This window comes from Sphaerisporangium cinnabarinum (genome assembly GCF_055567015.1).
In genome coordinates this window covers 265,890-290,834 of the sequence record NZ_JBVHRG010000006.1, presented here as the reverse complement: position 1 = coordinate 290,834, position 24,945 = coordinate 265,890, and the positions used below count along the sequence as shown (strand labels likewise).

At 75.8% G+C, this 24,945-nt stretch carries 24 protein-coding genes and 1 tRNA gene; 10 read left to right on the top strand and 15 right to left on the bottom strand.

Translation table 11 applies throughout. The features are described from left to right. Window positions 1–195: 195 nt before the first annotated feature. From ACZ4MO_RS11325 to ACZ4MO_RS11315, 3 genes are all read right to left on the bottom strand, one after another. Window positions 196–1,341: a glycerol dehydrogenase gene (locus ACZ4MO_RS11325; RefSeq protein WP_086149135.1), complete on the bottom strand. Its 1,146-nt coding sequence runs from the start codon at window positions 1,339–1,341 to the stop codon at window positions 196–198. 145 nt (window positions 1,342–1,486) lie between these two features. Next, a complete protein-coding gene (locus ACZ4MO_RS11320) occupies window positions 1,487–2,224 on the bottom strand; it encodes a hypothetical protein (protein WP_175007616.1) in 738 nt (245 codons plus the stop codon). Beyond that, window positions 2,221–2,637, bottom strand: a complete 417-nt coding sequence (locus tag ACZ4MO_RS11315; protein WP_175007617.1) for a helix-turn-helix transcriptional regulator — start codon at window positions 2,635–2,637, stop codon at window positions 2,221–2,223. Before ACZ4MO_RS11315 ends, ACZ4MO_RS11320 begins: the two co-directional genes overlap by 4 nt. Before the next feature lie 94 nt (window positions 2,638–2,731). Here ACZ4MO_RS11315 and ACZ4MO_RS11310 point away from each other — a divergent pair, with 94 nt between their 5' ends. Both ACZ4MO_RS11310 and ACZ4MO_RS11305 read left to right on the top strand, forming a co-directional pair. Then, window positions 2,732–3,238 (top strand): MarR family transcriptional regulator, encoded by a 507-nt coding sequence (locus ACZ4MO_RS11310; protein ID WP_175007618.1) that lies wholly within the window; start codon window positions 2,732–2,734, stop codon window positions 3,236–3,238. A 1-nt stretch (window position 3,239) separates the two neighbouring features. Beyond that, window positions 3,240–4,523 (top strand): MFS transporter, encoded by a 1,284-nt coding sequence (locus ACZ4MO_RS11305; protein WP_175007619.1) that lies wholly within the window; start codon window positions 3,240–3,242, stop codon window positions 4,521–4,523. 66 nt (window positions 4,524–4,589) lie between these two features. On the opposite strand, the gene ACZ4MO_RS11300 is transcribed toward ACZ4MO_RS11305, so the two are convergent. Both ACZ4MO_RS11300 and ACZ4MO_RS11295 read right to left on the bottom strand, forming a co-directional pair. Further along, window positions 4,590–7,262, bottom strand: coding sequence for an FtsX-like permease family protein (locus ACZ4MO_RS11300; RefSeq protein ID WP_175007620.1), 2,673 nt, complete (start codon window positions 7,260–7,262; stop codon window positions 4,590–4,592). Then, a complete protein-coding gene (locus tag ACZ4MO_RS11295; protein ID WP_175007621.1) occupies window positions 7,259–8,044 on the bottom strand; it encodes an ATP-binding cassette domain-containing protein in 786 nt (261 codons plus the stop codon). The genes ACZ4MO_RS11300 and ACZ4MO_RS11295 overlap by 4 nt, the downstream gene beginning before the upstream one ends. 160 nt (window positions 8,045–8,204) lie before the next feature. On the opposite strand from ACZ4MO_RS11295, the gene ACZ4MO_RS11290 reads away from it, so the two are divergent. After that, a complete protein-coding gene (locus ACZ4MO_RS11290; protein ID WP_175007622.1) occupies window positions 8,205–9,299 on the top strand; it encodes a Gfo/Idh/MocA family oxidoreductase in 1,095 nt (364 codons plus the stop codon). Window positions 9,300–9,390: 91 nt separating this feature from the next. On the opposite strand, the gene ACZ4MO_RS11285 is transcribed toward ACZ4MO_RS11290, so the two are convergent. Then, window positions 9,391–9,600 (bottom strand): hypothetical protein, encoded by a 210-nt coding sequence (locus tag ACZ4MO_RS11285; protein ID WP_021482922.1) that lies wholly within the window; start codon window positions 9,598–9,600, stop codon window positions 9,391–9,393. Between the two features lie 120 nt (window positions 9,601–9,720). Here ACZ4MO_RS11285 and ACZ4MO_RS11280 point away from each other — a divergent pair, with 120 nt between their 5' ends. Next, window positions 9,721–10,224, top strand: a complete 504-nt coding sequence (locus ACZ4MO_RS11280) for a MarR family transcriptional regulator (protein WP_175007623.1) — start codon at window positions 9,721–9,723, stop codon at window positions 10,222–10,224. Window positions 10,225–10,304: 80 nt separating this feature from the next. On the opposite strand, the gene ACZ4MO_RS11275 is transcribed toward ACZ4MO_RS11280, so the two are convergent. After that, window positions 10,305–11,033, bottom strand: coding sequence for an HAD-IA family hydrolase (locus ACZ4MO_RS11275; RefSeq protein ID WP_175007624.1), 729 nt, complete (start codon window positions 11,031–11,033; stop codon window positions 10,305–10,307). A gap of 99 nt (window positions 11,034–11,132) precedes the next feature. Here ACZ4MO_RS11275 and tmk point away from each other — a divergent pair, with 99 nt between their 5' ends. After that, window positions 11,133–11,897, top strand: a complete 765-nt coding sequence (gene tmk, locus ACZ4MO_RS11270; RefSeq protein ID WP_175007625.1) for a dTMP kinase — start codon at window positions 11,133–11,135, stop codon at window positions 11,895–11,897. After that, a complete protein-coding gene (locus ACZ4MO_RS11265; protein WP_074810288.1) occupies window positions 11,894–13,030 on the top strand; it encodes a DNA polymerase III subunit delta' in 1,137 nt (378 codons plus the stop codon). Before tmk ends, ACZ4MO_RS11265 begins: the two co-directional genes overlap by 4 nt. Window positions 13,031–13,036: 6 nt before the next feature. Here the strand turns inward: ACZ4MO_RS11265 and ACZ4MO_RS11260 are convergent, their stop codons facing one another. The 3 genes from ACZ4MO_RS11260 to ACZ4MO_RS11250 all read right to left on the bottom strand — a co-directional run bounded on the left by ACZ4MO_RS11260 (window position 13,037) and on the right by ACZ4MO_RS11250 (window position 15,911). Further along, on the bottom strand, window positions 13,037–14,026 hold the full coding sequence (locus tag ACZ4MO_RS11260) for a TIGR03557 family F420-dependent LLM class oxidoreductase (RefSeq protein WP_175007626.1): 990 nt from the start codon (window positions 14,024–14,026) through the stop codon (window positions 13,037–13,039). Window positions 14,027–14,096: 70 nt separating this feature from the next. Further along, window positions 14,097–14,477 (bottom strand): SHOCT domain-containing protein, encoded by a 381-nt coding sequence (locus ACZ4MO_RS11255; protein ID WP_108051002.1) that lies wholly within the window; start codon window positions 14,475–14,477, stop codon window positions 14,097–14,099. 108 nt (window positions 14,478–14,585) lie between these two features. Continuing rightward, window positions 14,586–15,911, bottom strand: a complete 1,326-nt coding sequence (locus ACZ4MO_RS11250) for a low temperature requirement protein A (protein WP_186810321.1) — start codon at window positions 15,909–15,911, stop codon at window positions 14,586–14,588. A gap of 126 nt (window positions 15,912–16,037) precedes the next feature. Between ACZ4MO_RS11250 and ACZ4MO_RS11245 the strand changes: the two genes are divergently transcribed. From ACZ4MO_RS11245 to ACZ4MO_RS11235, 3 genes are all read left to right on the top strand, one after another. Continuing rightward, complete coding sequence (locus ACZ4MO_RS11245) at window positions 16,038–16,646, top strand: hypothetical protein (RefSeq protein WP_175007627.1); 609 nt, start codon at window positions 16,038–16,040, stop codon at window positions 16,644–16,646. 88 nt (window positions 16,647–16,734) lie between these two features. Continuing rightward, window positions 16,735–18,288: an alpha/beta fold hydrolase gene (locus ACZ4MO_RS11240; RefSeq protein ID WP_175007628.1), complete on the top strand. Its 1,554-nt coding sequence runs from the start codon at window positions 16,735–16,737 to the stop codon at window positions 18,286–18,288. A gap of 112 nt (window positions 18,289–18,400) precedes the next feature. Next, window positions 18,401–18,476: transfer RNA gene (locus ACZ4MO_RS11235), tRNA-Thr, on the top strand. A gap of 97 nt (window positions 18,477–18,573) precedes the next feature. On the opposite strand, the gene ACZ4MO_RS11230 is transcribed toward ACZ4MO_RS11235, so the two are convergent. The 4 genes from ACZ4MO_RS11230 to ACZ4MO_RS11215 form a co-directional block, all read right to left on the bottom strand. Then, window positions 18,574–19,338 carry a hypothetical protein gene (locus ACZ4MO_RS11230; protein WP_175007629.1) on the bottom strand — a complete coding sequence of 255 codons (765 nt, stop codon included), beginning with the start codon at window positions 19,336–19,338 and terminating at the stop codon, window positions 18,574–18,576. 92 nt (window positions 19,339–19,430) lie between these two features. After that, entirely contained in the window at window positions 19,431–20,030 is a 600-nt protein-coding gene (locus ACZ4MO_RS11225; RefSeq protein ID WP_175007630.1) for an alpha/beta family hydrolase, read from the bottom strand. Window positions 20,031–20,091: 61 nt separating this feature from the next. Further along, window positions 20,092–22,176 (bottom strand): heavy metal translocating P-type ATPase, encoded by a 2,085-nt coding sequence (locus ACZ4MO_RS11220; protein ID WP_175007789.1) that lies wholly within the window; start codon window positions 22,174–22,176, stop codon window positions 20,092–20,094. A gap of 290 nt (window positions 22,177–22,466) precedes the next feature. Further along, window positions 22,467–23,504 (bottom strand): substrate-binding domain-containing protein, encoded by a 1,038-nt coding sequence (locus ACZ4MO_RS11215; protein ID WP_175007631.1) that lies wholly within the window; start codon window positions 23,502–23,504, stop codon window positions 22,467–22,469. Between the two features lie 105 nt (window positions 23,505–23,609). Here ACZ4MO_RS11215 and ACZ4MO_RS11210 point away from each other — a divergent pair, with 105 nt between their 5' ends. Beyond that, entirely contained in the window at window positions 23,610–24,101 is a 492-nt protein-coding gene (locus ACZ4MO_RS11210; protein ID WP_175007632.1) for a hypothetical protein, read from the top strand. A gap of 55 nt (window positions 24,102–24,156) precedes the next feature. Here the strand turns inward: ACZ4MO_RS11210 and ACZ4MO_RS11205 are convergent, their stop codons facing one another. Next, window positions 24,157–24,855 (bottom strand): hypothetical protein, encoded by a 699-nt coding sequence (locus tag ACZ4MO_RS11205; RefSeq protein WP_175007633.1) that lies wholly within the window; start codon window positions 24,853–24,855, stop codon window positions 24,157–24,159. Window positions 24,856–24,945: the final 90 nt, after the last annotated feature.

Below are 24,945 nucleotides of genomic sequence, written 5' to 3'. Positions count from 1 at the left end.
AAAAAAAAAAAAAAAAGAAGAAGAAAAAGGGAAGGTGGGGGGACGACAAGAGCACCCGGGTGGGTTCCCCCCCCCCCCTTCCCCCCCCCCCACGTGTTCTTTCCCCCACCCCCCTTCCCTCGCGCCCCCCCCGACACCCCCCCCCCCCCACGATCGCCTGGTCGCGGGGCCAGTACCGCCTGGTCGGGGGAACCGTCAGTGGGCGGTGTGCTTGACCGGCTCGGGGAGGCCGGCCTCCGCGCGGACGCGGCGGGAGAAGCCCTCGATGGAACGCAGGGCGTCGACGAGCTCGGGCACGCGCACGGGGAACGGCATGGCGTGGATCGTCTCGCCCTCGGCAGTCGCGGCCTCCGCGACGCGCGTGAGGTCGTGCACGTCGTCGGCGGTCAGGCCGATCTCGGTGAGCGTGTTCGGCAGGCCGACGCGCGTCGTGAAGCGCACGAACTCCTCGATCTCCTCGGTCGGCGCGCCCTCCAGGACGAGCTGCGTCACGGAGCCGATGTTCACCTTCTGGCCGTGCGTGAGCCCGTGCGTCTGGGGCGCGGCGGTGAGGCCGTTGTGGATGGCGTGCGCCGCCGCGAGGCCGCCGGACTCGAAGCCCAGCCCGGACAGGAGCGTGTTCGCCTCGACGACCTTCTCGACCGCGGGCGTCACGAGGTGGTTCTGCACCGCGTCGATCGCGGGCAGCGCGTTCTCCCAGAGGATGTCCCACGAGAGCTGCGCGAGCGCCGTGCCCGTGACGAGGGGGAGGCCACCGGCCATGGTCGACGCGTTCGCCTCGGCGACGGCGCGCGCCTCGATCCACGTCGCGAGCGCGTCACCGACGCCGGCGACGAGGAACTTCACGGGCGCGTTCGCGACGAGGCCCGTGTCGACGAGCACGAGGTCCGGGTTGTGCGGGAAGAACCGGTACTCCTCGAAGGCGCCGTCCTCGGTGTAGATGACGGACAGCGCGGAGCACGGGGCGTCGGTGGACGCGACGGTCGGCACGGAGACCCAGCGGATGCCGCGCAGGTGGCCCGCGGCCTTGACCGCGTCGATGGTCGAGCCGCCGCCGATGCCGACGATCACGTCGGCGCCGAGCTCGTCGATCTCGCGCGCGAGCCGGTCGACCTCCGCGGCGGTGGCGTACGTGCCGAAGCCGGTGCGGTGGCGGGGGAGGTCCTGCTCCTGGAAGGACACGGCGACCGTGTCCTGGACGATGCCCCACACGACGTCGTCGGCGACGAGCAGCGGCTTCGTGCCGATCGGTCGGACGAACTCGCCGAGCCGCGTGAGCGCACCGCGGGCCTGGACGTAGCGCAGCGGGCTGATGAGCGTGCGGACGGGAACCTCGGACATCGTGGCCTCCTGTGGAGTCGGTGGGTCGCCGTCGGGCGCGCCGCAGCCGTGCGAGGCCGGTGCCCGCCGGCCTTCCCCACCGTGTCACGCGTCCCCGGGGACCACCACCGGGACGCCGGGGCGCGTGACCTTGGTCCCGCTCGGGTCAGCGGGCCAGCAGGGTGACCGCGCCGAGCACGACCGTCACGGCGGGCAGGAGCAGCACACCCCAGCGCCCGGTGCGGTCGGTGCGGTCGCGCGGTGCGTCGTCGAGCGGGTCGACGACGGGATCGCCCGAGCCCTGCTCGCGCAGACCCCAGACGGTCCCTGCGACGAGGGCGAGCGCGGCCGTGACGAGGACGGGGCCCGCGGGCAGGGCGGCGACCGGGGCGCGCAGCGTGACTGCGACGGCCGCGAGGGCAGCCGTCACGACCACGTTCCCGAGGACGGTCAGCACGGGGTGGGCGAGCGCGGCACGCAGCAGCCGGTCGCCGGCGCGCCACAGCCCGACGAACCCCGCGAGCGCGGCGACGAGGACGAGGAGCATCCCGGCCGGGACCACGAGGGCGGCGCCGTCGAGCGCGGGCCGCAGCGTCCACAGCACGCCGAGCATCCCGACCGTCTGCACGGCGGAGGCGGCGACCGTCCGGCCGATCGAGGAGCTCGACTGGGCCGGGTCCTCCGGCAGGTCGAGCGAGCGCGCGTACGCCACGGGATCGCCGAACGCCTCCTGGGCGGTCTCGCCGGAGTCGACGACGTGCGCGTCCACCTCGGCGAGCACCGCGCCGATGCGCGCGCCGGCGACGCCCTGGAGCCGCAGCTCCAGCAGGAGCGCCTCGGCCCAGCGCGGGTCGACGTGCGGCGCGTGGCGGCGCTCGATCGTGTAGCGGGTCGTGTCGCTCATCGGGGGGTCCTTGTCGGGGTGGGGTCGGGAGGGGGTGCGTCGGTCAGGATCGCGCCCTCCGGCGAGGGCGCGCCGGACGCGCCCGCGACGAGGGTGGTCGCCGCCGTCGTCACGGCGTCCCAGCGGGAGGTCGCCGCGGCGAGCGCGACGCGACCCTGGTCCGTGACGGCGTAGTACCGGCGGCTCGGCCCGCGCTCGCCCTGGTGCCAGGAGGTCGTGACGAGGCCGTCGTCCTCCAGCCGCTGCAGGAGCGGGTAGAGCGTGCCGCCCTTCACGGTGCCGAGGCCCGCGTCGGCGAGCGACCGCGTGATCGCGTAGCCGTAGGTGGGGCCGTGGGCTGCGACGACCGCGAGCACGCACAGCGGCAGCACGCCGCGCAGGAGCTCGCGGTCGAGCCGCTCGTCGAACGTCATGGGCTAGACAGTACGGCTATCTAGTTAGGGCGGCAACCTAGTGATCGGCGGACCGGCGTCCTGCGATTCGCATGAGTGCTGTTATAACAGTGCTATGACTTCTCTGGACCCGACCACGGTCCCTGGCCGCTGGGACTCCCTGCACGCCGTGCTCCGACGCCTCGACGACGAGATCGAGACCGTCTATGCGGACCGCGGGATCGTGGGCGTGCGCCCGCGCTTCGTCTACCCGCTCATCCGGCTCGCGCACACCGGCCCCCTGACCATCCGGGAGCTCGCGGCCTCGCTCGGGCGGACGCACTCGGCGATGAGCCAGACGGTCACCGCGATGCGGCGCGAGGGCCTCGTCGAGACCGAGCCCGGCGCGGACGCGCGCACGCGGCGCGTCGCGCTCACCGACCGGGCGCGCGAGCTCGTCCCGCTCCTCGAGGCGGAGTGGCGGGCGACCGAGGAGTCCGTCGCCGAGATCGACGACGAGCTGCCGCACGCCCTGAGCGCGGTCGTCGTCGAGCTGGAGCGCGTGCTCGCCCGCAGGTCGCTGCGCGAGCGGCTCGTCGAGCGCCTCGACGCGGCCGGCCACCCCGCACCGCGGGAGGGCTGAGGTGCGCGACCACGTCCTCGACCTGCGGCCGCTGCGCGCGAGCCGCGCGTACCGCGACCTGTGGGCCGGGTCGGCCGTGGGTGGCCTCGGCTTCCAGATCGCCAACGTCGCGGTGCTGCTCCAGGTCTGGGAGCTCACCCACAGCCCGCTGTGGACGGGCACGATCGGGCTCGCGACCGCGGTCCCGCTCCTGACGCTCGGGCTGGTGGGCGGGCACCTCGCCGACGTCCACGACCGTCGCACCCTCATGCGTCTCGCCGCCGTCGGGCAGGTGCTCGCCGCGGCCGGCCTCGCCGCGCAGGCGCTCGCGGGGAACCGGTCGGTGTGGCTCCTGCTCGGGCTCGTCGCGGCGGGCGCGGCGTGCAACGCGCTCGGCTCGCCCGCGCGTCGGACCGTGCCGCCCCGGCTGCTGCCGCCCGACCAGGTGGCGGCGGGGCTCGCGCTGCAGAACCTCGCGTTCCAGGTGGCCATGCTCGTCGGGCCCGCGCTCGCAGGCCTCGTCCTGGCGCGCTGGGACCTGCCCGCGGCGTACGGCCTGCAGGCGGTTGCCGCCGTCGTCGCGCTGCTCGGGCTCGTGCGCCTCCCGCCCCTGCCCCCGCTCCCCGGCGGCCCCTCGGCCACGACGGGCCCGGCCGCGGCGACGCCCGAGCCCGCGCCCCGCCGTCGGGCGGCCGCGGGCGGGTGGTCGATCGTGTGGCGCAGGCCGACGCTGCGCGGCGCGTTCGCGACGGACGTCGCGGCGACCGTGCTCGCCATGCCCGTCTCGCTCTTCCCGCTCGTCAACGAGATCCGGTTCGACGGCGACCCCCGCACCCTCGGCCTGTTCCTCTCGGCGGTCGCGGTGGGAGGGATCGGCGCCGGCCTCCTGTCGGGGGCCGTGACACGGGCGCCGCGCTCGGGCGCGCTGCAGCTCGCCGCGGCGGCGACGTGGGGCGTCGCGCTCGCCGGGTTCGGGCTCGCGGGGCCGCTGTGGCTCGCGCTCGCGTGCCTGGCGGTCGCCGGCGCGGCGGACACCGTCTCGGTCGTGACGCGCGGTGCGCTGGTGCAGCTCGAGACGCCCGACGAGTTCCGCGGACGGGTGTCCTCGGTCGAGCACGTGGTGGGCGTCGCCGGCCCGGAGGTCGGGAACTTCCGCGGGGGAGTGCTCGCGTCGCTGACGTCCGCGCCCGTCGCGCTGGTGGCGGGCGGGCTGGTGGCGAGCGCCGTCGTCGGGCTCGTCGCGTGGCGCAACGCCCCGCTGCGCCGCTACCGCACCCCGACCCCGGACCCCCTCCCCGTCCCGTGAGTGCGTGAGACGGTCGCGCCCGGGCCTCCGGGACGCGACGAGCTCACGCACTCGGCGGGACGAGGGTCAGTCGACGGTCACCGCGTCGAGGACCGGGAGGCGAGCGGCGCGGATCGCGGGCCAGACGCTCGCGACGAGACCGATGACGACGGCGACGCCGAGGATCGCGAGCACCTGGCCCCACGGCACGGCGAGCGTGCTCAGCCCCTCGTCGGCGAGCACGCCCGGGAGGGCGGCGCCGATGCCGATGCCCGTCGCGACGCCGAGCACCGTGCCGTACACCGCCGTGAGGACCGACTCGATCGCGATGACGCCGGCGAGCTGGAGCCGTCCCAGCCCGACGGCGCGCAGCAGCCCGATCTCGCGCGTGCGCTCGATGATCGACAGCGCGAGCGTGTTGACGATCCCGAGCAGCGCGATGACGATCGACAGCGCGAGCAGGGCGTAGAGGATGACGAGCACCTGGTTCACCTGGTCGGCGAACGCGGACGCGGTCTGCTCCCGGTCGAGCACCGTGACGACGAGGAACGGCTCGACCGCCGACGTCAGCGCGGTGCGCAGCTCCTCGACCTCCGCGGGGCCCGCGCCGTCGGCCGCCGACACGTAGACGATCCGCACGCTCGTCTGGGCGGCCGGCACGACGGCGTCGAACACGTCGTCGCGCACGAGGACCCCGGTCCCCACGAGCTGGCTGTCGATCACCGCGCCCACGCGCGCCTCCACGGCGGCATCGCCCTCGCCGAGCCGCAGCGTGTCGCCCACCTCCCAGCCGCGCTCGCGCGCGGTGCGCCGGTGCACGACGACGTCCCCGTCCTCGAGCGTGGACGTCGGGTCCCCGGCGAGCGTCACGGGCTCGAGCGCGGTGTCGAAGAACCCGGCGGGCACGCCCGCGACGTCGGTCCCGCGCGCGCCGTCGTCCGTGCCGTCGGCCGTGCTGTCGCCGGAGCCGGAGCCGGAGCCGGAGCCGACCGTGGCGACCGACGCCGACCCGAGCCGGACCGTGTCCACGACGGCGGCGCCCGGCGTCGCGGTGACGGCCTCGACCGCGCCCTCGGGCACGACGAGGGTCGCGGAGTCGACCACGAGGTCGGCCCGCACCTCGTTCTCGACGATGCTCCGCACCGACGCCTGGGTCGAGGCGGCGATGACGCCCGTGACCGACACGAGGGCCATGCCGATGAGCAGGGCCCCGGCGGTGCTCGCGGTGCGGCGGGGGTTGCGCGTGACGTTGCCGCGCGCGAGGCGGCCGAGCGGGCGCAGCGTGACGACGAGCGGCCACGCGAGCACCGCGAGCACGCCCCGCGCGACGGCCGGCGACCCGACGAGCACGCCGACGAGCACGAGCCCGGCCCCGACGCCGAGGAGCACGCGCGGGCTCAGGCCGTCGACCCAGGCCCAGCCGGTCGGTGCGTCCACGACCGAGGACCCCAGGTACGCCGCGAGCCACAGGACCCCGGCGCCCGCCGCGACGACGACCACGCCGCCCACGGCCCGCAGGCCGGTGCCGCGGTCGGGCGCGACGTCGTCGCGCATCGCCTGCACGGGCGGGATCGCGGCGGCCCGCCGCGCGGGCAGCACCGCCGCGAGGACGCTGACGACCGCCCCGAGCGCGACGGCGGCCACGACCTGCGGCGCGCCGAGCGGGACGCGGCCCGAGAACTCCATGCCCGCGAGCGCGAGCCCCCACCGGATGACGCGCACCAGCCCGGCCCCGGCGAGCACGCCGAACCCACCACCGACGAGCCCGACGACGAGCGCCTGGACGAGGACCGACGCGAACACCTGGCCGGGCGACGCGCCGAGCGCGCGCAGGAGGGCGAGCTCGCGCAGGCGCTCGCGCACCGACATGGCGAACGTGTTCGCGATGATGAACGCGCCGACGAACAGCGCGATGGCGGCGAACACGAGCAGGAACGTCTCGACGAACCCGAGCACCTCCTCGACCGCCTCGCTCGCCTCGGCGCGCGCCTGCTCGCCCGTGACGGCCTCCGCGCCGGACGGCAGGACCGACGCGACGCGGTCCGCGAGCACGTCCTCGTCCACCGGTCCGGACGAGTCGGCCCAGACGGCGATCTGGGGCACCAGCCCGTCGGGCGCGTAGACCTCGCGCGCGGTGTCGCCGTCGATCCCGACGAGGACCGCCCCCGCGGCGGCGGCCTCGATGCCGAACACGCCGGACACGGTCACGGGGCGCGGCTCCCCGCCGAGCACGACCGTCGTCTCGTCGCCGGTGGCGAGGTCCGCCGTCTGCGCCGCGCTCTGCTCCAGCACGATCTCGCCCGCGCCGGGCCACGCGCCGTCGAGCAGCGTGAGGCTCGGGTCCTCCGGGTCGACGGAGAACGCCGTGCTCGGCGGCCCGGTGGTCACGACGGCCGTGCCGTCGGCCGCGACGAGCACGACGGGCCCGGACACGTCCGCCACGGCCCGCTCGACGCCGTCGACGCCTTCGATCTCCGCCGTGAGGTCCGTCGGGACGAGCGTGCGGTCGCCCGCGAACCCGCCCCCGCCGGCCGCGCCGCCGCCGGCCGGTCCGGACGCGTCGCCCTCGACCTCCTGCGCGCCGCGCACGTAGACGTCGGCCGTGAGCGTCGTCGCGATGATGTCGTCGAACGTGGAGGAGAGCATGCCGCGGAACGCGAACGTGCCGACGACGAACGCGACGCCGAGCGTCACGGCGAGCACCGACAGGACGAACCGCACGACGTGCGCGCGCACGCCCCGCAGCGCGACGCGGATCATGCGGCGTCGTCCGCGGCGAGCGCGAGCGCGTCGAGGATGTCCTGCTGCGTGGGGTCGTGCAGCTCGCCCGCGAGGCGACCGTCCGCGAGGAAGACGACGCGGTGCGCGTACGACGCCGCGCGCGGGTCGTGCGTGACCATGACGACCGTCTGGTCGAGCTCGTCGACGGAGCGGCGCAGGAACGCGAGCACCTCCCCTGCGGAGCGTGAGTCGAGGTTGCCGGTCGGCTCGTCGGCGAACACGAGCGAGGGCCGTGACACGAGCGCCCGCGCGCACGCGACGCGCTGCTGCTGCCCGCCCGACAGCTCGGAGGGGCGGTGGTGCAGGCGGTCGGTGAGCCCGACGGCGGTCGTCACCTCGTCGAACCAGTCGCGGTCCACGCGCGTGCGCGCGATGTCGAGGGGGAGCGTGATGTTCTCCGCGGCAGTGAGCGTCGGGACGAGGTTGTACGCCTGGAAGACGAACCCGACGCGCGTGCGGCGCAGCGCCGTGAGCCGCCGCTGCGACATCCGGCTGATCTCCTGCCCGTCGATCACGACGCTGCCGGACGTCGGGGAGTCGAGCCCGGCGAGGCAGTGCATGAGCGTCGACTTGCCGGAGCCGGACGGCCCCATGATCGCGGTGAGGCGGCCGCGCGCGAAGTCGACGTCGACGCCGTCGAGCGCCCGCACGGCCGTCGGGCCGGAGCCGTAGACCTTGACGAGGTCGCGCGCGCTCGCCCGCGCCTCGGGCGCGCGCGCGTCGGCTTCGGCGGTCTCGGTCCGGGGCGCGGGGGGTGTCATGCCCCCATCGTGACGTGCTGCACCGCCGCGCGCACCACCCGCACGGGGGAGGTGTGGTGGACGGTGCGGAGGGAGGCGCTGGTGCGGGCGGTGCCGAGCCCGTCGTGCGGGCTGTGGACGAGCCTGGGTGGGGCGCCCGCGGGGCGATAGCGTGGGCCTCATGAGCACCGTCGCCCCGCCGCCCGCCGCGCACCCGGACGAGTCCCCGGCCGCCTCCGGCGTCCACCCGTTCCCCGACCTGTCCGCGGAGGTGACGGGCACGGTCCCCGACCCGCGCAGCGCGCCCCCGATCCGCTGGGGCATCCTCGGCGCGGGCGGCATCGCGTCGTCGTTCGCGGAGGCGGTGCGCCTGCACACGCAGGGTCGCGTCGCCTCGGTCGGCTCGCGCGACCGCGTGCGCGCCGAGCGCTTCGCGACCGCGCACGGCGTCCCCACGACGCACCACGGCTACGACGAGCTCGTCGAGGACCCGCAGGTGGACGTCGTGTACGTCGCGACGCCGCACTCGCACCACCTCGAGCACGCCCTGCTCGCGATCCGCGCGGGCAAGCACGTCCTCGTCGAGAAGGCGTTCACGCGCAACGAGGCCGAGGCGGTCGAGGTGCTCGACGCCGCGCGCGAGGCGGGCGTGTTCGTCATGGAGGCCATGTGGACGCGGTTCCTGCCGCACGTCGCCGCGCTGCGCGGCGTGATCGCGCGCGGCGAGATCGGCGACATCGTGAACCTCAGCGCGGACCACGGCCAGTGGTTCCCGTTCGACCCCGAGCACCGGCTCTACGCGCCGGAGCTGGCGGGCGGCGCGCTGCTCGACCTGGGCGTCTACCCGGTGTCGTTCGCGCACGACCTCCTGGGCGCGCCGTCGACAGTGACGGCCGTCGGCGCGCTCACGGAGACGGGCGTGGACGGGCAGGCGAGCATCGTGCTCGGCTACGGCGACACGCAGGCGACGCTCTCGACCACGCTGTGGTCGCGCACCGCGAACACGGCGGTGATCTCGGGCACGGCGGGCCGCATCGAGGTCGAGGGCACGTTCTACGCGCCGACATCGTTCCGGGTCGTCCGGCACGACGGCGCGTCCTGGTACTACGACGGCTTCTCCGGCGAGGGCAAGCAGTACCAGGCCGCGGAGGTCGCGCGCCGCGTCGCCGCCGGCGAGACGCAGAGCCCGCGCATGTCGTGGGACTCGACGCTCGAGGTCATGCGCACGCTCGACGAGGTGCGCCGCCAGGTCGGGGTCGTCTACCCCGGGGAGTGACGCCCGGACGCGAGATCGACCCGCGCGGTCGAGATCGACCCTCGGTGGGTCGATCCGGGGACGCGCGGGCCGATCTCGGGGAGGGGACGCGTCAGTCGGTGTGCTCGACGACGTAGCTGCGGCCGTCGGGGCCGGTGACCCGCTCGAAGCGGGTGCGCAGCTCCTGGTCGCGCTCGCGCTCGGCGTCGGACACGCCGCGGCCGTCGGCCTCCTGTCGCCCGAGCTGTGCCGGGCCGAAGATCGGCAGGAAGCCTTCGGTGATGCGCATGCCGAGCGTGCGCTTGTCGTTCTTGCGCGCCACGGTGTCCTCCGCTGGTGTCGCGTCGCCGGCCGGGGCCGGTGGCTGGTGCTCGTCGGCTGATGGTTGGTGCACCAATGATTGGCGTACCAAGAATAGCGCGATCCTCGGTAGCATGGCGCCATGGCGAGCGAGGAGCACGGCGGGGCGTCCGCACCGGGCGCGGCGACGCTGTTCGCGGACCCGCTCGCGCTCGAGGCGCAGGTGTGCTTCGCGCTCTCGGCGGGGGCCCGCGGCATGGTCGCCCTGTACCGGCCGCTGCTCGAGCCCCTGGGCATCACCCACCCGCAGTACCTCGTGCTGCTCGCGCTGTGGCAGGACGACGCGGCGGGCACGACGTCGACCGTCGGCGACCTCGCGGCCCGGCTGCACCTCGACGCGGGGACGCTCTCGCCGCTCCTCAAGCGGCTGGAGAGCCTGGGGTACGTGCGCCGTTCCCGGTCGCCCGACGACGGTCGCCAGGTCCGCGTGACGCTCACGCCCGAGGGGCGCGCGCGGCGTCGCGACGCGGAGCGCATCCCGCCCGCCATCGTCGCCGCCACGGGCCTCACCCTCGACGAGCTGGCGGAGATCCACGTCGCCGCGTCGAAGGTCGTCGCGGCCGCCCGACGCGCCGGGGTCTACTGACCGACGGCGGCCCGCCGAGCATGCGGTTCTGGCCCGTCCGGGGACGAGGACGGGAGACGACCGCATGGTCGGCGGGGTGGTCAGGCGTCCGTGATCCGGATGCCGTCCGGGCCTGCGGCGAAGCGCACCCGCGCCAGGCCCGCCGCCAGCGCGTCGGGTGCAGGGGTCGCGGACGCGAGCTCGTCGGCCGTGTGCGTGCCCGTCACGACGAGCACGGCGCACCCTGCGGCGCGGGCCGACGCGACCCCGGCCGGGGCGTCCTCGACGACGAGGCACCGCGCCGGGTCCACGCCCAGGCGCTCCGCGCCGAGGAGGAAGGGGTCCGGGTCGGGCTTGCCGCGGGCGACGTCGTCCGCGGTGACGACCACCGACGGCGCGACGAGGCCCGACGCGGCCATGCGCGCCGCCGCGAGGGGGCGCGTGCACGACGTGACGATCGCCTGCCGCTCCGGGGGCAGGACGGCGAGCGCGTCGCGCGTCCCCGGGAGGATCGTCACGCCCTCGTTGTCCTCGAGCTCCAGCTCGTGGATGCGCTCGTACGCAGGCTCCACCTGGTCGGCCGGCAGGAGCGTCGCGATGAGCGTGCGCGCCGGGGTGCCGTGCTGGATCTGGAAGTCCTCGGCGTCGGGCAGGCCGTGCTCCGCGGCCCAGCGACGCCAGTTCCGGTCCACCGCCGGGACCGAGTCGATGAGCGTGCCGTCCATGTCGAACAGCACGGCGTCGAACGTCCGGCCGGCGAACGCGACGCCGGGGGTGGCCAGCGGAGCGGGCGTGGGGTCCGTCGCGGGGGCGGTCACGGGATCGGGCATGGCCCGAGGCTATCCCGCGCGTCCGGCGCCCGCGGCTGTCCGCACGTCCGGCGGCCGGGGGACCGGCCCGTGTCCGACGTCGCGACTAGGGTGGTCGCCGTGAGCGCACCCGGGTACTTCATCTCCTTCGAGGGCGGCGACGGCGTCGGCAAGTCGACGCAGGCGCGCCTGCTCGGGCAGTGGCTCGGCGAGCTCACGGGGCGCGAGGTCGTGCTGACGCGCGAGCCGGGCGGCACGGAGCTCGGCAAGGAGCTGCGCGCCGCGGTGCTCCACGGGCAGGACATGGACCCCCGCACGGAGGCGCTCATCTACGCCGCGGACCGCGCACACCACGTCGCGAGCCTCGTGCGCCCCGCGCTCGAGCGTGGGGCGATCGTCGTCACGGACCGCTACCTCGACTCGTCGGTCGCGTACCAGGCGGGCGGTCGCGAGCTCGGCGCCGACGAGGTCGAGCTCATCTCGCGCTGGGCCGTGCAGGACCTCCTCCCGGACGTGACGATCCTGCTCGACCTCGACCCGGCGGTCGCCGCCGGGCGCATCCGCCGCCAGCACGACCGCCTCGAGCGCGCGGGCGCGGAGTTCCACCGCCGCACGCGCGAGGCGTTCCTCACGCGCGCGGCGTCGGACCCGGACCGCTGGGTGGTCCTCGACGCCGCGGGGTCGGTCGACGACCTCCAGGCGCAGATCCGGGTCGACGTCGCCGCGCGGCTCGAGCTCACGCCCGTCGTCGAGGAGGCCGAGGACACGGTCGCGGCGCTGCCCGACGACGGCTTCGACGACACGGACAGCGCGATCGGCTACGCGCCGGGCACGGACCTGCTGCCGGGCGCCCCGGCGCGGCCGGCCGGGGACGCGCACGCATGAGCGTCTGGGACGACGTCGTCGGGCAGGAGCAGGCCGTCGCGACTCTCCGTGCCGCGGCCACCGACCCCGCCGCGATGACCCACGCGTGGCTGCTCACCGGCCCGCCGGGGTCCGGCCGCTCGAACGCCGCGCGCGCGTTCGCGGCCGCGCTCCAGTGCGAGCAGGGCGGCTGCGGGCGCTGCCAGGCCTGCCGCACGACGCTCGCCGGGACGCACCCGGACGTCACGCTCGTCGCGACCGAGCTCGTGACCATCAAGATCGACGACGTGCGCGACCTGGTGACGGTCGCGAGCCGCAGCCCGTCGCAGGGCCGGCGCCGGGTCATCGTCGTCGAGGACGCCGACCGCATGGCGGAGCGCACCACGAACGTCCTCCTCAAGGCGATAGAGGAGCCCGCCCCGCACACCGTGTGGATCCTCTGCGCACCCAGCCCGCAGGACGTGCTCGTGACGATCCGGTCGCGCTGCCGCGGGGTCGTGCTGCGGGTGCCGCCGGTCGAGGCCGTCGCAGGGCTGCTCGTGCAGCGCGACGGAGTCGACGAGCACGTCGCCCTCGTCGCGGCGCGCGCGGCCCAGAGCCACATCGGCCTCGCCCGGCGTCTCGCGCGGGACGCGGGCGCGCGCGAGCGCCGCACGTCGGTGCTCTCGCTCGCGCGGCGGGTCCGCGGGGTGGGCGACGCCGTGCTCGCGGCGGGAGAGCTCGTGGACCTCGCGCAGGCCGAGGCGAAGGCCGCGACGGAGGAGCGCGACGCCGCGGAGAAGGCCGAGCTCCTGCGTGCCCTCGGCGTCGCGGACGGCGAGACGCTCCCCCCGCGGCTGCGCTCCCAGCTCCGCGACCTCGAGGCCGACCAGAAGCGGCGGGCGACGCGCCACCAGCGCGACGTGCTCGACCGCGCGATGGTCGACCTGCTCTCCCTGTACCGCGACGTGCTCGTGGTGCAGCTCGGGGCGCAGGTCGAGCTCGTCAACAGCGAGCTCGCCGAGACGGTGCGCGCGCTCGCGGAGGACTCGACGCCCGAGCAGACGGTGCGGCGCATGGACGCGATCGGCGTCGCCCGCGAGCGCCTCGAGGGCAACGTCGCGCCGCTGCTCGCCGTGGAGGCGATGGTCGTCGCCCTGCGGCCTCAGGGCTGACGGTCGCTAGCTCGACGGCGCCGCCGCGCGGAGCTTCTCCAGGAGCGGTCCCGCGGCGGTCTCGAGGAACTCGCGCTGCCCGACCTCGCCCACCTGGACGAGCGCGAGGTCGGTGAACCCGGCCTCCCACCACGCGGACGCCGCCTCGACGACCGCGTCCAGGTCGGGGCCGCACGGGATGGACCCGGCCACGTCCTCGGGCCGCACGAACGCCGTCGCCGCCTCGAACGCCTCGGTCGTGGGCAGGTCCGCGTTGACGCGCCAGCCGCCGCCGAACCACCGGAACTGCTCGTGGGCGCGCGCCACGGCCGTCTCCTCGTCCGGGTCCCAGCAGATCGGCATCTGCCCGACGACGCGCGACGGCGCGAGCTCGTCGCGCTCGCGGACGGAGGACCACCGCTGCACGACGTCGGCCTCGGGCTCGGTCGTGACGAGGTGGTCGGCCAGCGGGGCGAACCGCTCGATCGACTGCGGGCCGGAGACGGCCACCCCGATCTCGACGGTCTCGTCGGGCAGGTCCCAGAGCTTGGCCGAGTCGACGCGGTAGTGGACGCCCTCGAACGTGAGGCGCTCGCCGTCGAGCAGCGAGCGGATGATCTCGACCGCCTCCTCGAGCATGTCGTGCCGCTCGCCGACCGCGGGCCAGCGCTCGCCCGCCACGTGCTCGTTGAGGTTCTCCCCGGCGCCGAGCCCGAGGGTGAAGCGGTCGTCGGACAGGAGCGCCACGGTCGCGGCCTTCTGCGCCACGACCGCGGGGTGGTAGCGCAGGAGAGGGCACGTCACGTACGTCATGAGGCCGACGCGCTCGGTCGCCTGGGCGACCGCCCCGAGCACGGACCACGCGTACGGGGCGTGGCCCTGGGCGTCGAGCCACGGGAAGTAGTGGTCGGACATCACCTCGAAGTCGAAGCCGACGCGCTCCGCGTCGACCGCGTGCTCCACGAGCGCGCGAGGGCCGGACTGCTCGGTCATGAGGGTGTAGCCGAAGCGGGTCATGTCTCGATCGTGGGACGGGCCGGGCCCACCCGCACGCGGGTGCGCCCGGCCCGATGGGGCGGGCCGACGCTCAGGCGAGCGCCTTGGCCTTGAGCTGCGCGAACTCCTCGGGGGTGATGGCACCCGAGTCGAGGAGCGCCTTGGCGTGCGAGATCTGCTCGGCCGGCGACGTCGTCGCGACCTGGCGGATGTAGGCGTCCGTGTCGTGCTTCGCCTGGACGACGGCCGCGGCCTGCCGCTCCGCCATGCCGCGCCCGCGCGCGATGAGGTAGACGAGCGACGTCAGCACGGGCAGGAAGATGAGGAAGATGATCCAGACCGCCTTCCACCACCCCGACAGCTCCCGGTCACGGAACAGGTCCGCGATGATCTGGAAGAGCACGATGAGGTACGCGATGAAGAAGAAGCTCCACACGAGGAGCCAGAAGAAGTCCCAGAAGTCCACGGTCACGCCCTTTCTCGACGGGTACCGCGACGCGACGGCCTGCTGCCCCGCGCCATCAGGGCGAACGTAGCGACGTCGCGACGATCGCGCCCGGCGAGACGCGCGCCCCCCGCCTCACGGCGTCCCGGCCGGCGCCGCGGGCGACGGCCCCGACGGCGCGTCCGGCCCGTCCGACGGCGCACCCGACGGCTCGTCCGACGGGGCGTCCGACCGCTCGCCCGGGGCCCGCCGCGCGCGCACCACGTCGCCCACGATGACCGCGAGCAGGACGCCGTCCGTCGCCCAGTTGAGGGCGAGCGGCGAGAGCCACGCATGGACGGCGAAGAGCACGCCGACCGCGACCGCGCCCAGCACGTGGGGGAGCGACCAGCGCCCGCCCGTCGCGCGCCGGAACAGCGCGTTCCCCACGAGGTACGTCGCCGCCGCCCCGCACACGAGCCCCGCGGTCCAGGCGTCGGCGTGGCCGCCGTCGTGCCCGAGCGGGTGCAGCAGCACGAGCTCGTCGGCGACGGCGGTGAGCACGATCCCGGCGACGATGACGAACGGGACGTACGTGTACGCCGTCTGGGCGACCATGCCGCGCTCGGCGCGCGACGTGAAGTACTCGGTGGCGCGCCGCTCGGAGCGGTCGAAGAACAGCAGCCACATCAGCACGGTGCTCGCGAACGCGGAGCAGAATGCGGACACCGTCGTGAGGTCGAGGGGGAGCTCGGCGAACGCGGCGCCCGTGACGATGATCGACTCGCCCAGGCAGATGATGACGAACAGGCTGACGCGCTCGGCCATGTGCTCGCCGCGGACCACCCACGTGCTCGCACGCGACGCCCCGATCCCGGGGAGCCAGAACATGGCGCGCGGCCCGGCGACGTCGATCGCGGCCGCGGCCACCCACAGCAGCAGCCGGTGCTCCTCGACGAGGCCGCCCGCGACCCACAGCGCGCCCGACGCCGCGAGCCACGTCGTGATGCGGACGAAGTTCACCGCGTTCTCGGGCCACACGCGGCCCATCGCGACCATCGTGAAGACGCTGCGCCCCACCTGCATCGCGACGAGCATGACGGCGAACAGCAGGCCCTTGTCGCCGAACGCCTCCGGGATCGCGCTGGCGAGGACGAGGCCCAGCAGCATGAGCACCACGAGCAGCGCGCGCACGGGCAGGCGCTCGGGGTCGAGCCAGTTCGTCACCCACATCGTGTCGACCCACACCCACCAGACGGCGACGCCGAGCAGGAGCGTGTGGCCGAGCGCCTCGACGCCGGGGTGGGCGATGAGCCCGTGGGAGAGCTGGGTGACCGCGAAGACGAAGACGAGGTCGAAGAACAGCTCGACGTAGCCGACCCGGCTCGAGTCGCCGCCGTCGCCGTGCCGCAGGAGGTCGGTGCGCAGGCCCCAGGGCAGCGGGTGCCGATCGGTGCCGCGGTTCGGGTGCGGTGCGTCCATGCGGGGATGCTCCCACCCCGGGTCACCGTCGGGTCACGATCCCGCGGCGCGTCGGCGGTTCGGCGCGCGCGAGGGCCCCGCCCGGACCACGATGGTCGCGCACCCGTCGCCGACCGAGGAGTCCTCATGGTCCCCGCCCGTCGTCCCGCCGCCCGGACCGGCCGCCTCGCCGCGGCGCTCGCGCTCACGGCCACGGTCGCCCTGCTCGGGGCGTGCGCGTCCGACACCGACGCGGGCGGCGACTCCACGAGCGCCACCGGGGAGACCTCTGAGCCCGACGACGGCCCGTCGACGGACCCGTCGACGGAGCCGACCGACGACGCCACCGACGAGCAGCAGGGCCTGCCCGACGCCGCGACGATGGACGTCGTCGCGGGCGCGCACGGCAAGGGCCTGCCGCCCGGCGCGGACGCGCCGACCGAGGGCGGCACGGGTGCCGCGTGGAGCGCCGAGCCGGGCCTCCTGCTCGTCGTGACCTTCGGGTCCAGCACGTGCCCGCTGCTCGCCGAGGACGACGCCGCGGTCGAGGGGAGCGACGTCGTCGTGTCGTTCGTCGACATCCCCGCCGACACCGCGTGCACCATGGACTACGTGCCCGCCACGTCCGTCGTCGCGGTGCCCGACGACGTGGACGCGAGCGCCGACGTGAGCGTCGTGCTCGGGGACCACGGGACCGTCGTCGTGCCGCCGCCGGCCGAGGGATCGGCCGGCGAGTTCGCCTGGACCGCGGGCTGACGACCCCCGCGGTGAAGAGCGCGTGAAAGGACGGGCCGCCGCCGGTGGGCCGTCTCCCGCGCGGCGGGCGAGCGGCTACCGTGTCCGGGTGACGACGTCCCCCTCCTCCCGCCCCGCTCGCCGCGCCCTGGCCTGCGCCGCGACCCTCGTGCTGGCTCTCGTCGCGGGCGCGTGCTCGGCGCCCCCGAAGCAGCAGACACCGGTCGAGGACGTCGCGACGTCGTCGTCGACGGGCACGGGAGAGACGGGACCGGAGGGCTTCGAGGAGTACTACGGGCAGACCCTCGCGTGGGAGGAGTGCGGGGCCGGCTGGGAGTGCGCGACGGCGCGCGCCCCCCTCTCGTGGCAGGACCCGGCGGCGGGCGAGATCGAGCTCGCGGTCAAGCGCCAGCCCGCGACCGGTGAGCGCATCGGCTCGCTCCTCACCAACCCCGGCGGTCCCGGTGCGTCAGGGGTCGACTTCGTCGCGTCGCTCGCCCCGACCGTCGGCGAGGGCGTCACCGCGGCCTACGACCTCGTGGGCTTCGACCCCCGCGGGGTCGGGCAGTCGTCGCCCGTGGTGTGCCTCGACGACGCCGCGAAGGACGAGTCCCTGTCGCGCGACTTCGACACGGACGAGGCAGGGCTCGAGGCGCTCGCGGCGGACCGCCGCGCCTGGGCCGACGCGTGCGCCGAGAACACGGGCGAGCTGCTCGGCCAGGTGGACACCCAGAGCGCGGCGCGCGACATGGACATGCTGCGCGCCGTCCTCGGCGACGAGAAGCTCGCGTACCTCGGCTACTCGTACGGCACGCAGCTCGGAGCCACGTACGCGGGGCTGTTCCCGGACAAGGTCGGCCGCATGGTGCTCGACGGCGCGATCGACACCTCGCTCGACCCGGACGAGATCTCCGAGCAGCAGGCCGTCGGCTTCGAGAACGCCCTGCGCGCGTACGTCGAGGACTGCCAGGCCGGCGCCAAGTGCCCCCTGAAGGGCGACACGGACGCGGGGATGCGTCAGATCCGCTCGCTCCTCGACGCCGCGAAGGCGAACCCGCTCCCGACGGACTCGGGCCGACGCGTGACGCAGACGCTCGGCTTCTACGGCGTCGCCGTCACGCTGTACAACGACCAGAGCTGGCCCGTGCTCACGCAGGCGCTCACCGAGGCGATCGAGGAGGGCACCGGCAACGGCCTGCTCTATCTCGCCGACTTCTACAACGACCGGAACGCCGACGGCACGTACGCGTCGAACTCGTCCGAGGCGTTCCGGGCGGTCAACTGCCTCGACGGCCGTCAGGACGACGACCCGGCCGCGATGCAGGCCCAGCTCGAGCGGCTCGAGGAGGAGGCCCCCACGATGGGCTACTTCTTCGCGTTCGGCGGGCTCACGTGCGAGGGCTGGGCGTACCCCGTCGTCGACCAGGAGTTCGACCTCGCCGCGAAGGGCGCCGCGCCGATCCTCGTCATCGGGACGACCAACGACCCGGCCACCCCGTACGTGTGGGCCGAGGGCCTCGCCGACACTCTCGACTCTGCCGTCCTGGTCACCTGGGAGGGTGAGGGGCACACCGCCTACGGCCGCGCGAACGACTGCCTGAGCGACGCCGTCGACGCGTACCTCGTGGACGGGACCGTGCCCGAGGACGGGCTCCGCTGCTGACACGGAGGGGGCCCGACGGCGGCCCGCGGGGCCGCTTTGGAATCTAGCCCGGTCGTTGGGTACAGTAGGCGCTCGTTGCCACCGGTTCGCCGAGCGGACCGGGACGTAGCACGCCGCCTTAGCTCAGTCGGCAGAGCGATTCACTCGTAATGAATAGGTCAAGGGTTCGATTCCCTTAGGCGGCTCCATCACGGCAGAAGGCCGGGTCCTCGGACCCGGCCTTCTGTGCTCCCGGAGCGCGGTGTCGCCGTGGACCCCCGGCCCGCCGCAGAGCCTCGTCGAGCCTCAGCCGACGCGGCGCAGGAGCAGGATCACGCCGCCGGCCGCGGCGGCGACGAGCCCGCCGACACCCACCGCGGCGAAGGTCGGGAAGGCCTCGCCCGCGGGCGGGGGCGGCGCCGTCCGGTCGACGGAGGCGAGCGGGACCCGCACCGGCTCGGGGCCCGCGGTCGTGGGCGCGGCGGTCGGCGTCGGCTCGACGGGAGCGGCCGTCGTCGGGTCCTCCGTCGGCTCCTCGGTCGGCTCCTCGGTGACGTCGGGCTCCGGCGCGTCCGGCGTCTCGACGGGTGCCTCCACGGCCGCCGCGGCGGGCGGCTCCTCGGCCGGGGGTGAGGCGACCGGTGCGTCGGGGGCCGGTGCCGGGGCCGGGGTCGTGGGGGAGGGTTCGGCCTGCGCCGTCGTGCAGACGGGGTCGTCCCCGTTCCAGCGCGCGTGCTGCGCCCGCAGCCCGGACACCTGGGCCCACGTGACGCAGTAGCCGTCCGGGAACGTGCGCGTCGGCACCGAGAAGGCCAGGAACCCGTCCGCGGAGTCGCGCGGGCCGTAGGAGTCGGAGTAGTACCGCTCGCGGCTCCCGTCCGGCGCGCTCACGGCGTAGGAGACGGCGCCCCACTCGGACCAGAGCCGCTCCGGGTCGAACGAGACGCCGTCGACGCTCACCTCGAGCCCGCTCTCGCCGTCCCGGCCGACGGCGGTCGCGGGTGCGGCGGCGACGGCCACCACGAGCACCGCCAGGGGCGCGAGGGCGAGCAGGCGGCCAGCGGCGCGCATCAACACCTCCGGGTCGTTCGGGTGTGGTCCGCGGCACATCGTACGCAGTCGTGCGGGCCGGTCCGAACGCCGGGGCGCCCCCTGGGGGCGGCTCAGGCCCCGAGCGTCGCGAGCCACCGGACGACGGCCTCGCACACGGCCGCGTCCTGGCCCTTGAGGTCGTGGGCCCCGGGGAGCTCGACGCGGGTGACAAGACCGGGGATCGCGGCGGTGTGCTCCGCGAGCTCGTCCGGCGTCGCGAACGGGTCGGTGCGCCCGGAGACGAGGAGGACCGGCACGTGGAGGTCGGGGAAGTGCTCCGTCCGCAGCCGTTCGGGCTTGCCGGGCGGGTGCAGCGGGTAGCTGACCAGGGCCAGCCCGGCGGCAGGGAGCCCTTCGGCGACGGTCATCGAGCACATGCGCCCGCCGTACGAGCGGCCGCCGAGCACGAGGCGGTCCGTCGTGGTGCCGAGCTCGGCGGCGAACGCCTCCGCCTCGGCGCGGACGTGCGCGACCGCGACGGGCGGACGGTCGGGCATCCGCTTGCCGGCGATCCGGTAGGGGAAGTCGACGCGGCGCACGGGGACGGGCGGGTCGAGGGCGACCAGCGCCTCGTCGATCGCGACGAGCGCGCGGTGGTCGCGGCTCGCGCCGGCGCCCGGCGTGAGCAGGACGCCGGCGACGGGCCGGTCGTCGGGGGTCGGCGTGGTCACCGTCCCAGTCTCGCAGCGCGCACGACGTTCCTCGTGGTCGGGGCGGGCCTCGCGGCCCGGGTCACCGCGCCGCGAGCCGCGCCGGGTCGAGGTCGGTGCGACGCAGCAGCTGCGCGTTGAGCGCGACGATCACTGTCGACGCGGACATGAGGATCGCGCCGACCGCCATCGGCATGACGAACCCGACGGGCGCGAGCACGCCCGCGGCGAGCGGTACGGCTGCGATGTTGTAGCCCGCGGCCCACCACAGGTTCTGCTGCATCTTGCGGTACGACGCGTGCGACAGCTCGATGATCGACAGCACCGCGCGCGGGTCGGAGCTCGCGAGGATCACGCCGGCCGAGGCGATCGCGACGTCGGTGCCGGCGCCGATCGCGATGCCGACGTCCGCCTGGGCGAGCGCCGGGGCGTCGTTGACGCCGTCGCCGACCATCGCGACGACGCGCCCGCCCTGCTGCAGCTCCGCGACCTTCGCGTCCTTGTCCTCGGGGCGCACGCCCGCGAACACCTGGTCGATGCCGAGCTCGCGTCCGACCGCGCGGGCGACGGGCTCGGCGTCGCCGGTGATCATGACGACCCGGATGCCGCGCCGGTGCAGCGCGTCGACGGCCTCGCGCGACTCGGGGCGGATCGCGTCCGCCAGGGCGAACGCGCCCACGACCTCGCCGGACCGCGAGTCGGACGCGGTGCCGGTGCCGTCGTCGCCCGCGACGACCACGTGCAGGACGGTCGAACCGTCCCCGGCCCACGCGGCGGCGTCGGGCAGGGGGTCGAGGCCGCGCTCGCGCAGGAGCGCGGGACCGCCGACCGCGACGCGGCGGGCGCCGTCGGGGGTCGGGACGGTCGCCTCGACGCCGACGGCCGTGAGCGACCGGAAGTCCGTGGCGCGGGGGACGTCGTCGCCCCGCTCCTCGGCCGCCCGCACGATCGCCCGGGCGAGCGGGTGCTGGCTGTCCGCCTCGGCCGCCGCGGCGAGCGCGAGGAGCGCGGCCTCGGACGTGCCGCCCGCGGTCGCGAGGTGCACGACGACGGGCTCGCCCGCGGTCAGCGTCCCCGTCTTGTCGAACAGGACGGTGTCCACGGTACGCATGCGCTCGAGCGCCAGGCGGTCCTTGACGAGGACGCCCGCCTTCGCGGCACGCTCCGTCGACAGCGAGACGACGAGCGGGATCGCGAGGCCCAGCGCGTGGGGGCACGCGATGACGAGGACGGTGATCGCCCGGATCAGCGCCTGCTCGGGCGTGCCGAGGACGAGCCACAGGCCGATCGTCAGGGCCGCCGCGCCGAGCGCGTACCAGAACAGCCACCCGGCGGCGCGGTCCGCGAGGCGCTGCGTCTTCGTCGAGGACGCCTGCGCGTCCGCGACGAGCCGCTGGATCCCGGCGAGCGCGGTGTCCTCGCCGACGGCCGTGATCCGCACGCGCAGCGCGTCGTCCGTCGCGACGGTCCCGGCGACCACGCCGTCCCCGACCGTCCGGCGCACGGGGCGCGACTCGCCGGTGATCATCGACTCGTCGACGTCCGCGGAGCCCGACGCGACCTCGCCGTCCGCAGGCACGCGCCCGCCCGGCCGGACGACGACCAGGTCGCCCACGCGCAGGTCCGTCGGCGCGACGGTCGTCACGCTCCCGTCCTCGGCGACACGCTCCGCCTCGTCCGGGAGGAGCGCGGCGAGCGAGTCGAGCGCGGACGCGGTCTGCGCGAGCGAGCGCATCTCGAGCCAGTGGCCGAGCAGCATGATGACGACGAGGAGCGCGAGCTCCCACCAGACGTCGAGCTCGTGGGCGAGCACGCCCATGCTCGCTCCCAGCGAGGACACGAACGCGACCGTGATGGCGAGCGAGATGAGCGTCATCATCCCGGGCTTGCGGCTCCGCAGCTCGCTCACCGCACCGGTGAGGAACGGGCGCCCGCCCCAGGCGTAGATCACCGTGCCGAGGACGGGGGACACCCAGGGGACCCAGGCGGCGTCGGGCAGGTCGTAGCCCAGGAGCATCGCGAACATGGCGTTCAGCGCGACCGTGGGGACCGCGAGCACGAGCATGATCCAGAACAGGCGGCGGAACTGCCCGACGTGGTCGCCGTGCCCACCGTGCCCGGTCATGTCGTGCCCGCTGTGCCCGCTGTGGCCGCTGTGCGCGGTCATGTCGTGCCCGCCGTGACCGGCCGCGGCGCGGTCGCTGTGGACGGACGCCTCGTGCCCGGGCTGGTCGTGCGTCGCGTGATCGTGCGTCGCGTGGTCGACGGCGGCGCTCGGTGCCGCTCCGTGCTCCCCCGGCTCGCCGGTCCGGCGCCCGGGGCCGTGCTCCGTGCGGTGGTCCACCGTGTCCCCTCTCGGCCGCTGATACCCCTAGGGGGTATTACCTCCTCCCGATCATGCCGCGCAGGCACGGATCCGTCAACCGTTCAGGGCGGGCCGTCAGCGAGGGCATGGCGTCAGAGCGCCGGGGTGGACTCCCGCAGCACGACCGCGCACCGGACGGCCACGCGCCGGGGCTCGGCGTCGTCGTCCGGGGCGAGGGCCAGGCGGAGCGCCTGCTCGCCGACCTCGGTCAGCGGGATGCGGACCGTCGTCAGGCCGGGGGTGACGTCGCGCAGCGTCACGATGTCGTCGAAGCCGGCCACCGCGACGTCCTCCGGGACGCGCAGCCCCGCCTCGCGCGCGGCCGCCATCGCCCCGACAGCCATGACGTCGTTCACCGCGAAGACGGCGCGGGGCGCGCCGTCGGGCCCTGCGGCACCCACCCGGGCGAGCAGGTCGCGCATCCCGCCGTGGCCGCCGTCGCGCGTGAACGCGCACTCGACGACGGCCTCCGCCGGCACGGGGGACCCCAGCGCGGCGAGCGCGGCGGTGAAGCCCCGCGCGCGGTCCACGGCGGTGCGGTGGCTCGACGGCCCGGCCAGCACGCCGAACGCGCGGTAGCCCAGCCCGTGCAGGGCGCGCGCGAGGTCCGCCGCGCCGTCGGCGTTCGCGATCTCCACCGCGGGCAGGTCGCCGAGCGGCTGCCCGACGAGCGACACGCCGCCCCCCGACGCGCGGTACCGCTCCAGCGCGTGCCGCAGCGCGCCGTCGGCGTCGTCGGCGAGCCGGCCGCCGCCCAGCACGACCGCCCGCGCGCGCTGGCGGTCCATGAGCTCGACGAACGCGCGCTCGCGCTCGGGGGAGTGCCGGGTGCTCGTCAGCGTGACGATGAGCCCGTCGCGGTCGGCGGCCTCCGCGACCCCGGCCGCGAGCGACGAGAAGTACGGGTCCGCGATGTCGTGCACGACGAGCCCGACGCTCGTCGTGCGGCCGCGGGCCATGGCCTGCGCGCTCGGGTCGGGGGAGTACCCGAGCCGGCGCGCGGACGCGAGGACCCGTTCCCGCAGGTCCGGGCGCACGGTGCGGTTCGCGCTCCCGTTGATCGCGCGGGACGCGGTCGCGAGGGAGACGCCGGCGTCACGAGCGACCTCGCTCAGGGTGGGTCCGGGCACGGGACCAGGCTAGCGGGGCGCCCTGTCGCCGGGTGGGCCGCCCCGGGAGCGGTTACGTTCGGGAGAGCCCGGTCGACCGGGCCTCACCACGCCGCAGGAGGTCCCATGTCCCAGGACGCAGCCGCGCCGCGCGGCACGACGGCGGTGCTCGCCCGGGCGCTCGCGCTCGGTGTCGCCGCGGGCTCCCGCAGCAGCCTCGGGGTCGCGGCGCCGGTGCTGGCCGGCCGCGCGCGCCCCGGCGGGTCGGGCCGGTCGGGTCACGGGCCCGGGCCGCTCGCGCGCGGCGCGGCGCTCCTGGGCGTCGTCGGCGAGCTGGTCGGCGACAAGCTGCCCCAGACGCCGAGCCGGCTCGCGCCGCCCGGCCCGGTCCTGCGCGTCGCGAGCGGCGCCGTGGGCGGCGTGCTCGTCGCCCGGCACCGGACCGGTCCCGTCGGGCTGGTCCTCGCCGCCGCGGCGGGGGCCGCGGGCGGGGCTGTCGGGACGTGGGGCGGGGCGGCGTGGCGACGCCTCGCCGTCGGCGAGCGGCCCGACTGGCCGGGCGCCGTCGCGGAGGACGTCACGGCGCTCGCGCTCGCGGCCTGGGCCGTCCGGGCCTGAGCTCCGCGTCTCCAGGGCCGGGGCCCAGGACGGTCCCCGGCCGGGGAGCCGTCCGTCAGCAGCCCGCCTGCTCGTACCGGCACAGCAGCTCCCACGCGGCACGGGCCTGCTCCGAGACCGTCTCGCGGGCCGCGCCGACGGTGCTCTCCCCGCCGTCGAGCGCGACGAGCGCGACCGCGGCACCACGCCGCGTGGTCGCCAGGTAGGTCCCGAGCGCCGTGTCCAGGTCGCCGCTCTCGCCCGACCCGTAGTAGTCCGCGGCGAGCCCGGTGCCCTGGGCGCCGACGTCGACCGGCTCGACCGCGTACGTCGTGCCCTCCGCGCCGCCCTGCGCCGCGCACGCGGCGAGCAGGTCCGCGAGCCGCGCGGCCTCGGCGGTGGCGGCGTCGGCGTCGGCGAACACCGCGACCTGGTGGACCCCCACGACGCCCTCGGCCGCGCCGTCCCCCTCGGTCGCGGTGCGCATCGCCGTGGCGTCCGCGGGGCCGCCGTCGGCGCACGCCTCCGGGAGGTGCCAGTCCGCGACCCCCTCCGCCTCGGCACGCCCGCCTTCCGCACCCCACGCGCCCTCGGGCAGCAGGACGTCGGCGGGCGCGTCCGTCGGGAGCGCCGGGGCGGGAGCGCCGGGCGCCGGGGTCGAGGGTTCCGGGGCCGACGGCTCCGGGGTGCCCGGGGTGTCGCCTGGGGCTGCGGTGCAGGCCGCGAGGACCAGGGCGCTCGCGGCAAGGACGGTCGTCGTCGTCGAGGCTCTCATCCGCACCACCCTGGCAGCGGTGCGCTCGGCTCGCAGGAGCACCTCACGCCCGCCGCAGCCGCGGCTGCGGCCAGCACACCCCACCCGCCG

Coding starts and splice junctions, on each gene's coding strand:
- ACZ4MO_RS11210 (WP_175007632.1), top strand. CDS start 23,610: ATGTCCCAGGACGCAGCCGCGCCGCGCGGCACGACGGCGGTGCTCGCC.
- ACZ4MO_RS11325 (WP_086149135.1), bottom strand. CDS start 1,341: ATGTCCGAGGTTCCCGTCCGCACGCTCATCAGCCCGCTGCGCTACGTC.
- ACZ4MO_RS11295 (WP_175007621.1), bottom strand. CDS start 8,044: ATGACACCCCCCGCGCCCCGGACCGAGACCGCCGAAGCCGACGCGCGC.
- ACZ4MO_RS11230 (WP_175007629.1), bottom strand. CDS start 19,338: ATGCGCGCCGCTGGCCGCCTGCTCGCCCTCGCGCCCCTGGCGGTGCTC.
- ACZ4MO_RS11320 (WP_175007616.1), bottom strand. CDS start 2,224: ATGAGCGACACGACCCGCTACACGATCGAGCGCCGCCACGCGCCGCAC.
- ACZ4MO_RS11220 (WP_175007789.1), bottom strand. CDS start 22,176: ATGACCGCGCACAGCGGCCACAGCGGGCACAGCGGGCACGACATGACC.
- ACZ4MO_RS11205 (WP_175007633.1), bottom strand. CDS start 24,855: ATGAGAGCCTCGACGACGACGACCGTCCTTGCCGCGAGCGCCCTGGTC.
- ACZ4MO_RS11310 (WP_175007618.1), top strand. CDS start 2,732: ATGACTTCTCTGGACCCGACCACGGTCCCTGGCCGCTGGGACTCCCTG.
- ACZ4MO_RS11260 (WP_175007626.1), bottom strand. CDS start 14,026: ATGACCCGCTTCGGCTACACCCTCATGACCGAGCAGTCCGGCCCTCGC.
- ACZ4MO_RS11315 (WP_175007617.1), bottom strand. CDS start 2,637: ATGACGTTCGACGAGCGGCTCGACCGCGAGCTCCTGCGCGGCGTGCTG.
- ACZ4MO_RS11250 (WP_186810321.1), bottom strand. CDS start 15,911: ATGGACGCACCGCACCCGAACCGCGGCACCGATCGGCACCCGCTGCCC.
- ACZ4MO_RS11245 (WP_175007627.1), top strand. CDS start 16,038: ATGGTCCCCGCCCGTCGTCCCGCCGCCCGGACCGGCCGCCTCGCCGCG.
- ACZ4MO_RS11275 (WP_175007624.1), bottom strand. CDS start 11,033: ATGCCCGATCCCGTGACCGCCCCCGCGACGGACCCCACGCCCGCTCCG.
- ACZ4MO_RS11300 (WP_175007620.1), bottom strand. CDS start 7,262: ATGATCCGCGTCGCGCTGCGGGGCGTGCGCGCGCACGTCGTGCGGTTC.
- ACZ4MO_RS11265 (WP_074810288.1), top strand. CDS start 11,894: ATGAGCGTCTGGGACGACGTCGTCGGGCAGGAGCAGGCCGTCGCGACT.
- ACZ4MO_RS11280 (WP_175007623.1), top strand. CDS start 9,721: ATGGCGAGCGAGGAGCACGGCGGGGCGTCCGCACCGGGCGCGGCGACG.
- ACZ4MO_RS11290 (WP_175007622.1), top strand. CDS start 8,205: ATGAGCACCGTCGCCCCGCCGCCCGCCGCGCACCCGGACGAGTCCCCG.